Origin of the sequence: Leucobacter chromiisoli (assembly GCF_016522505.1) — a bacterium.
GTDB classification, from domain to species: domain Bacteria; phylum Actinomycetota; class Actinomycetes; order Actinomycetales; family Microbacteriaceae; genus Leucobacter; species Leucobacter chromiisoli.
The window spans coordinates 1-7,316 of the sequence record NZ_JAEHOH010000018.1 but is presented as its reverse complement, the minus strand read 5'-3'; the positions used below and the strand labels follow the sequence as shown (position 1 = coordinate 7,316).

Genomic DNA, 7,316 nt, shown 5'->3' with positions numbered 1-7,316 from the left:
CCTCATCGACCACCAGTGCTGCGAGACGCTTTCGTCCGAGTGGGGTGAGGGGTGCGTTAGCGTGGGGCATAGAAGACCTCCGGCGGATGGTGAGTGTGGTAACCCACATCCTGTCGGAGGTCTTCGTGTCAGGTCAGCCGTTCACAACGTCCCAAGGAACTACATCTAGACGGTCGGCGCCACGGGACGACGCCGGAAGTTCTCAGCGCCGAGGGTCACGAGCGCTGCTGCGAGGAGGCCGTAGGCGACGAGGTCTCCTCCGTGCGGGCGCTCGCCGAGCAGCATGGCGACGACGACGAGGAGCACCGGCTCCAGATAGCCCAGCAGCCCGAACACCGGAAGCGAGAGGAACCGCACAGCAGCAAGATAGGCTGCCATCGCGGCCGCACCGGCGACTCCGACCGACAGCAGCGCGATCCCCTCGAAAAGCGACATCGAGAGCGGCGCGCCCGACCAGACGAGGACGGCCGCGACCGGCACGAGCACGGCCGTCTCGACGCCGAACGCGGCCGCATTATCGAGCCCGAATCTGCGGCGCAATACGAAGTAGACCGGGTATCCGGTGCAGATTACGAACGTCACCCAGGACACCTGTGGCGTGAGGGCGATCTTCACGGCCACCGCGACGGCGGCGGTCGCGACCGCGAACCACTGCAGCCGGGTGACGCTGGCGCGCAGCACGATCCTGCCGCCGAGCACGATCGTCAGCGGCAGGAGCAGGAACCCGAGGGAGGCGTCGAGCACGTGGCCGTGCAGGGGCGCCCAGGAGAACAGCCGAACATCGCGTCCGCCGAGACGTCGACCGCTCCCGACAGGTAGAAGATCGCCGCGAACAGCACCGCGGCGAGAGCGGCGGCGGCCACGCCGCGCACCGCACCGGTCGTCGATGCGGGCGCGCCGTGCATAGCGCTACTGTACTCGAGCGGCTCGCCCGCCTCCGCCTGCGCACTCGCTTCCTATGCGTCGATCTTGCGCGATGCTTCGGCTGTTATTGCCGGGCCGCCCATTTCTCGGCGATGTCGCCGACGAGGGGCAGCTTGAAGTGGACGAGCTGATAGCCCTTGACGGCGAGCAGGATCCACAGCGCGAGCGCGCCGAGACCGATGACGAGGTAGAACACGCTGAAGAGGGCTCCGAGCCACCAGAGGATGAGTCCGGCCAACAACTGCAGGATGCCCAGCGCGAGGTACACGACTGTGAAGGCGATGGTGACGAGGATGGACTGCGCCCCGTGGAAGCGCACCTCCGGGTGGCGCTGCGTCAGCAGCATGATGAGCCCGCCGATCCAGGTGAGGTAGGCCACCAGGCCGCCTATTTTCGGGTCGATCCCATCATCGGCGTTCGTTGCAGGGTCAGGCTGTGCGTGTTCGGTCATGGTGCTGCTCCTCGTCTCCGGTGTCCGGGTGCCTTCGGCTTGGACTGCTCAGCGGCAGGCTATGGTCTCCGCGGGTACCTGCAGGTCAAAATCGACCATGATCTGATCCTCTCCGGTCATGGAATCGAACAGTGTGTCGGATCCGAGCACGCTGGCATCTTCCGCCCCCCAGGTGATCCTCGCATCGCTACCGGTGCCGTCCAGGGGATCGCTGCTGAAGACGCCCTCGGGGCCGGTCCAGGAGAAGTGGTTGTGGGGAGCACCTGCGATCGTCTCAAGGTAGACATCGATCTGAATGCGCTCACCTTCGTGCTCGCCCAAGCCTTGAAGCTCCAGTTCCGTCTCGATCATGTCCTGGTCGACCGGTTCGCACCTGCGCAGTTCAGTGATCGAGTAAGTGACAACCTCATTGATCCGGACGGCGCCGAGCGCTGCAGCCGAGCCGTTGCTCTCGGAGGTGCTCTCTTCGGTACTGATAGGAGGCTCCTGGTCGGTCTCGGGCGGATTCGGAGCGTCTGAATCCGACGAGCAGCCGGTGAGCAACAGCGCTGCCGCTGCGAGGGCTGAGAGCCCGATGGGGATCTTCTTCATGTCTCTTCTCCTGGACGTGGAAACGGGAAGCGATTCTGCGTGGTCATGGGCAGGTCGCGGCCGCGACGAACTCTGCCTCGGCGGGGTCGGGGGCGAACGGAACGCCTTCCAACGTGCCCGTGGCGGTCGCTTCGCTCCCCACGGCGCGAACCAAGGGGTGCGTACCTGAGCCGCGTACCCACTCCGCGGGTTCTCCCGGTTGGCGCTCATGCTGCGCCATCGAATTGCTCATCCGGCTCTCGCCGTTCTCGGTGACCAGCAGAGCCAGCTGGACGTGCTCATCTTCGAAGTTGAAGCCGATATCCGAGCCGATCTGACGGCTGAGATACAGCTTGTGCCCGCTCCCGGTGGTCTCGCCACTCGCCGTAATGATGAACTGCCCGCGCTCGGGCTCATCGTTGATCGTGCAGTTGAGGCTTTCGAACTCGAAGCGTTCGCCTGCGACCTCGATGTAGGCGGTCCCCGGGGGTGCCGGGGTGACGTCCTCGTGCAAGCTATCGGAGTAGAGCTCGTCCAGGTGGTCAGCGGTTGTCTCGGGGGATTCCTGATCGGGTTCAGCGGTGTGATCAGAGTCGGTGGATTGCGGCGATTCGCTGCTCTCGGGCGTGCTCGAGCCGCATCCGGTGAGCAAAAAGAAGGCCGCGAATGCCCCGATCGTAGTGATTGCCTTGTTCACTGCGTGATCTCCTTTGCCTGGTTACGACGTGTTTGCGGGGCATGGCGAGTGCTGTCAACGGTAGGCTTGGCGTCATACCGGAGCCATAGTGAGATATTGGCTATACGCGCGAAGGGGCGCTTTTCCCGGCTTGTCCCTTGGATCACGGAGAGGACAGTCTGAGCGTGACTGAGAGGGAGCCGCGCCAAGGCACAGTGGATCGCCTGGTCGAGGAGACCGCGGCTCAGGGCCGGGCCACGGTGCTGACCGGCCCAGCCGGCAGCGGTAAGTCCCACGTGTTGCGGCAAGTGCAAGCCGCGTTGCTAGCAATCGGTGAGAATGCGCCGCTCATCGTCGGAACTGCTTCAGGATCGTCGGTGCCACTGGGCGCCTTCGCGAGCGCCGCTGATCTGCCGACTGCGGCTCAGGGGTCTCCAGCTGTTGTCGTCGATGCGTTCGCTCACCGCCGCTCTGGAAGCATCCTCTTGGTCGACAACGTGGACTTGCTGGACAGCGCCTCCCTCTACGCGGTCACTCAACTGATCTCCACGACGCGGATGCCGACGATCCTCACCGTCCGAGATCTCGGCATGGCACCGCAGGGCATCCAAGATCTCTACGACGGGGGATATCTGGCTGAGACGGTGCTCTCGCCGCTGTCCGATGCGGAGGCCTGCAGATTGATGTCTGATTTCGTCGGTGGAGTGCTCACACCCCGGGCCCGGGGGGAGATTCTCGCGGCGGCGGGCCCGAACCCGCTGCATCTGCGTGAGATCATCCGAGGGTCGGTTGACGACGGACGTCTCAGTCAGACCCCCCACGGCTGGGAACTGCACGGGGTGCCGTCACTGACGCAGCGACTGGGCGACCTCGTGGCCGAGCGCTTCAGCCGCCTGTCTACGACCGCTATAGAGGCCGCCATTCTCCTCGCGTTGGCCGGAGAGCTTCCCTTCGACGCGATCAGCGCCGATGACCGGAAAGCCCTGGCTCATGCGGATGTCATCGAGGCCACCGATTGCGGCTGGCTGAGACTGTCGCACCCGCTCGACGCGCGCTATCTCTTGTCCCGCGGCTCTTCCGCACTGCGACACGAGCTCGCCCACCGTGCGGTAGACGTGCTGAGGGGGCTGACCGCCGAAGCCCGCCCCCACGCGCAACGCCAGGCGGACACGCTGGCGTTGGAGTACGGCTGTGATTTTGAGACCTCTTCCATGATCGCGCTGGCCGAGCATGCTCTCGGATCATTCGATGCGCCGCTCGCGCTTCGCGCGGCAACCGCAGTATTGGAGCGCGAACCGGATACTCTGGCCGCCCAGCGTGCTGCCGGCCTGGCAGCTTCACTGCTCGACCAGGCGGAGGCCGCCGATACGCACTTCGGTGAGGCGCGGCGCCTGGCGCGTACTGATGCCGAACGAACCTCGGTGGCGCTTGCTCACGCTCAGCATTTCGGCATCCGGCATTCGAACGCGAGCGCGGCACTCCAGATCATTCAGGACGAGCTCGGTAAGGTGAGTGACACCGACTGCGTCACTCATCTGCGGGGTGCGAGTCTTCGCTGGGCCGTCGTGGCGGGGCAGGCGCACGATTCTGTGACCGCGCCGCGGGAGGCGGTAAGCCATGAGGGGGTGATGAGTCTGATCGCCGCCGGGGTCGCGGGGGTGATCTCCGGTCCCTTGCACGAGACCGAAGTTCTGCTGCCTCGAATGCGCGAGGTCCCCGCTGAACTTCTCGGACTGGTTCCGGGCGGCGATTCGCTGATCGAACTCACCGAGATCATGGCGTTGTCATACAGCGGGGACGTGCTTGCCACCCGGCGACGGTTGGCCCGGGCGATCGCACATTCACAAGAGAACAGACCAGAATCCTTGGGCATCTGGGAGTACGCTCTCGGGTTCCTGGAATTCCTATCGGCGGATGCCGAGCGGGCCCACGCGCTCGCCCAAGCCTCTGTCTCCCATCTCGGGTGGCGTGACAGTGCCGGCCTGTTGCCCGCCGCTCACGCGCTTGCCGCCGCCGCTGCTGTCGCAACCGGGAGAAGTATCGCAGCTCGTACAGCACTCGACAGCATCCCTGAGTCGGCAGCCCATGACCCCAAGGTCGCCATGCTGCGAACCTGGGCGGAGGCGTGGCAGGCGGGCGCCGAACGCCGCACCGATCAGAGCGCCGGCCTGCTCCTCGACACGGCTGAGTGGCTCATGACGGTGCAGCACACGTACTTCGCCGGGATGATCGCGCACTGCGTCGCACGGATGGGTCGCCGGTCCGTCGAGGCGGCCGCCCTGCTGCGATCGGCACATGATCTCGCAGGCGGCGGCCTCTTGCGGCTGTTCACGAACCACGCCGACGCCGTTGCGGAGGACGACCTCACAGCCCTCGAGCAGGTCGTCTCGGACGCATCCGAGTTGGGTCTTGCCACTACCGCCGCCGATGCCCGACTATGGATGTCGGGTATCAACGATCGAAGCAGGATGCCGGCGACGGCATCACGACGACATCTCCTCGCAGCCGACGAGATGCGTGCTCACATGCCGACGATGGCGTTGTGGAACGCAACGGCAGACCGCTCGACGCTGCTGACCGAGCGGGAACATCGGGTCGTCCGGCTCGCCGCAGACAGATACTCCGCGAAGGAGATAGCCGAGATGAACGGCGTCTCCGCAAACACGGTCACCAACCAGCTCACATCCGCGTTCCGGAAATTGGGAGTCGGCAGCCGCGCCGAACTGCGCGACCTCCTCGGCTCGTGAGGCGAAGCTGGCGGGGAATCGTTGCGATTCGGTTACGACGCCCGCAGCGCACCGCTCGGGCTTCTACGGTGAAACTATGGTTGGTCTCTCATCCAGCACTCCCCGCAGCGTCGTCGCGGGCATCGCATTGGCGCTGCTCGGTGCTACGAGTCTCTCCGGCTGCAGCCCCGAGGATGCCCCGGCCCCGGCTGAGACAACCGCACCCGCCGAAACTGCAGCTCCGTTGGAGGAGCCGCCCGTGGGGCTCGAGGAGACGGACTTCGGGAACCTTGCCTGGGTGTTCCGCCCGGGCGGTAATCAGCCCGAGACCGTGCAGGTGGAACTGGTGGACGGTGAAGCCTCGGACGGTGCGGTGCAGTACTCGCTTGGCGAGGTCGTGCACGCCGAGCTCACAGGAGACGAGCGGATCGACGCGGCCGTGCAGCTGACGCGCCTGGACGGGAACGCGATCGATGAGCAGTGGTACCTGTGGGTGGCGACCGACGACGGGCCGTCGCAGGTGACGCTCCCGGTCGCGCGCATGGCTCGCTGCGGCACGGTCACGCACTCGGTGCAGGCCGTGGATGGCGGCGTGCAGATCCACGAGTCCCGCAGAAACATCGGTGAGGACGCGCTCGCCTGCACCGAGACCGGCAGCGACGAGCGCACCCGCGTGGTCTCCGCGATCGAGGCGCGCAACGACGGGGAGTGGTGGCCCGTACAGACCGGCCCCGTCGGCGGGTTCGGCGGCCTGTGCCCGACAGCGGCCGAATACGAGGCGGTGCCGTACGACGGCCCGATCCACGCCGCGCCCGACGCTTCCGTCGACGCCGGTATCGGCAACGGCAGTCCTCTGGCCGTGTTCGCGCTGGAACCCTGGCCGGTGTACGGCGAACCCTTCCCGCGCTGGGTGCTCGTCGGCGTGCAGCAGGACGGCGTGATGAGCTGCGGGTGGGCGGAGGCGGGATCGTGAGAAACGCGACGACTCCCGGAGTTCGTGCGAGCACGACTCGGGTGCCCTGGCCACCGGGCGGTTCGCGTCCCTCCTGACTCCATCCCGACATTCTGAAAGGCCGTGACCTCTTGGCACTCCTGCACCGTACGACGCTCACCCCGACGAAGCTGGAGCTGCTCGCTGCATGGCTCCCCCTGCAACCGTGGTTCGACGGCGACCCGGCCGCGCTGCGACAGGTCGGGGCATTCCGCTTCGACGACCCCGATGGGGAGGTCGGCATCGAGACCATTCTGCTCACGGCGGGGGACGACACTGCCTATCAGGTTCCGCTGACCTACCGCGCTGCTCCGCCCGCGGACGCCCCGGAGACGCTGATCGGCACCCTCCAGCACGGGGTGCTGGGCGAGCGCTGGGTATCGGACGCGGTACTCGATCCGGCTTATGTGAGGGCGCTGGTCGAGGCCATTCTCCACGGGGGCGGCGAGGCTTCGCTGCTCGTCGAGGAGGATCACGAACTCATGCTGGTCGAGAACGATACGCACGTTCGGGGTTCCGGCCTCGACCTCGGAGACCTCGACTCCTACATGGCCCAGGGTCGGGTCTCGGGGGTCACGACTCGCGTCGAGACGGGTGTCGGCGTCCTCGAGGTGGTTCGCCGCCCCGACCTCGGCGCCGCAGCGCCGGAACGCGCGGGCATCCTCGTCGGCACCTGGCCGGGGTTGAGCTGCCCTGCGCTGCTGGCCGCACTGCAGCTCGACTCCGCCGCGCTGCAACGAGTCGGCGGGTAGTCGTCCGGCGCGGCTTGAAGCCGTATGATTTCGTACCGCTTAACCTGTGATGCTGTACTTGACCCTCGCCGCGACCCCTTGCGGCGCAAGGCGTTCCGGATTTCGTGAAACACCCCACGAAGGGTGTTTCACGAAATGTGAGGCTCCCGGTTCACGAAACACAGAAGCGGGGGGGGGGGGGACACGGGGGCGCCACCCCACGGGGGGGTAGAGTGGGGGGGGAGAG

General features: G+C 66.3%; 8 protein-coding genes. 3 read left to right on the top strand and 5 right to left on the bottom strand.

Going from position 1 to position 7,316, the window contains the following annotated elements; genetic code table 11:
• Positions 1-165: 165 nt before the first annotated feature.
• The 5 genes from JD276_RS12585 to JD276_RS12565 all read right to left on the bottom strand — a co-directional run bounded on the left by JD276_RS12585 (position 166) and on the right by JD276_RS12565 (position 2,642).
• Complete coding sequence (locus tag JD276_RS12585; RefSeq protein WP_200116012.1) at positions 166-744, bottom strand: EamA family transporter; 579 nt, start codon at positions 742-744, stop codon at positions 166-168.
• Positions 705-905, bottom strand: a complete 201-nt coding sequence (locus JD276_RS12580; RefSeq protein ID WP_200116011.1) for a hypothetical protein — start codon at positions 903-905, stop codon at positions 705-707. The genes JD276_RS12585 and JD276_RS12580 overlap by 40 nt, the downstream gene beginning before the upstream one ends.
• 83 nt (positions 906-988) lie before the next feature.
• Positions 989-1,375, bottom strand: a complete 387-nt coding sequence (locus JD276_RS12575) for a DUF4870 domain-containing protein (RefSeq protein WP_200116010.1) — start codon at positions 1,373-1,375, stop codon at positions 989-991.
• 48 nt (positions 1,376-1,423) lie between these two features.
• On the bottom strand, positions 1,424-1,966 hold the full coding sequence (locus tag JD276_RS12570) for a hypothetical protein (RefSeq protein WP_200116009.1): 543 nt from the start codon (positions 1,964-1,966) through the stop codon (positions 1,424-1,426).
• A gap of 43 nt (positions 1,967-2,009) precedes the next feature.
• Positions 2,010-2,642, bottom strand: a complete 633-nt coding sequence (locus JD276_RS12565) for a hypothetical protein (protein ID WP_200116008.1) — start codon at positions 2,640-2,642, stop codon at positions 2,010-2,012.
• A gap of 164 nt (positions 2,643-2,806) precedes the next feature.
• On the opposite strand from JD276_RS12565, the gene JD276_RS12560 reads away from it, so the two are divergent.
• From JD276_RS12560 to JD276_RS12550, 3 genes are all read left to right on the top strand, one after another.
• Complete coding sequence (locus JD276_RS12560; protein ID WP_200116007.1) at positions 2,807-5,368, top strand: helix-turn-helix transcriptional regulator; 2,562 nt, start codon at positions 2,807-2,809, stop codon at positions 5,366-5,368.
• 238 nt (positions 5,369-5,606) lie between these two features.
• Positions 5,607-6,320 (top strand): hypothetical protein, encoded by a 714-nt coding sequence (locus JD276_RS12555; RefSeq protein ID WP_200116006.1) that lies wholly within the window; start codon positions 5,607-5,609, stop codon positions 6,318-6,320.
• 110 nt (positions 6,321-6,430) lie between these two features.
• Complete coding sequence (locus tag JD276_RS12550; RefSeq protein ID WP_200116005.1) at positions 6,431-7,090, top strand: CG0192-related protein; 660 nt, start codon at positions 6,431-6,433, stop codon at positions 7,088-7,090.
• The last annotated feature ends 226 nt before the right edge of the window (positions 7,091-7,316 follow it).

Coding starts and splice junctions, on each gene's coding strand:
- JD276_RS12580 (WP_200116011.1), bottom strand. CDS start 905: ATGCACGGCGCGCCCGCATCGACGACCGGTGCGGTGCGCGGCGTGGCC.
- JD276_RS12575 (WP_200116010.1), bottom strand. CDS start 1,375: ATGACCGAACACGCACAGCCTGACCCTGCAACGAACGCCGATGATGGG.
- JD276_RS12570 (WP_200116009.1), bottom strand. CDS start 1,966: ATGAAGAAGATCCCCATCGGGCTCTCAGCCCTCGCAGCGGCAGCGCTG.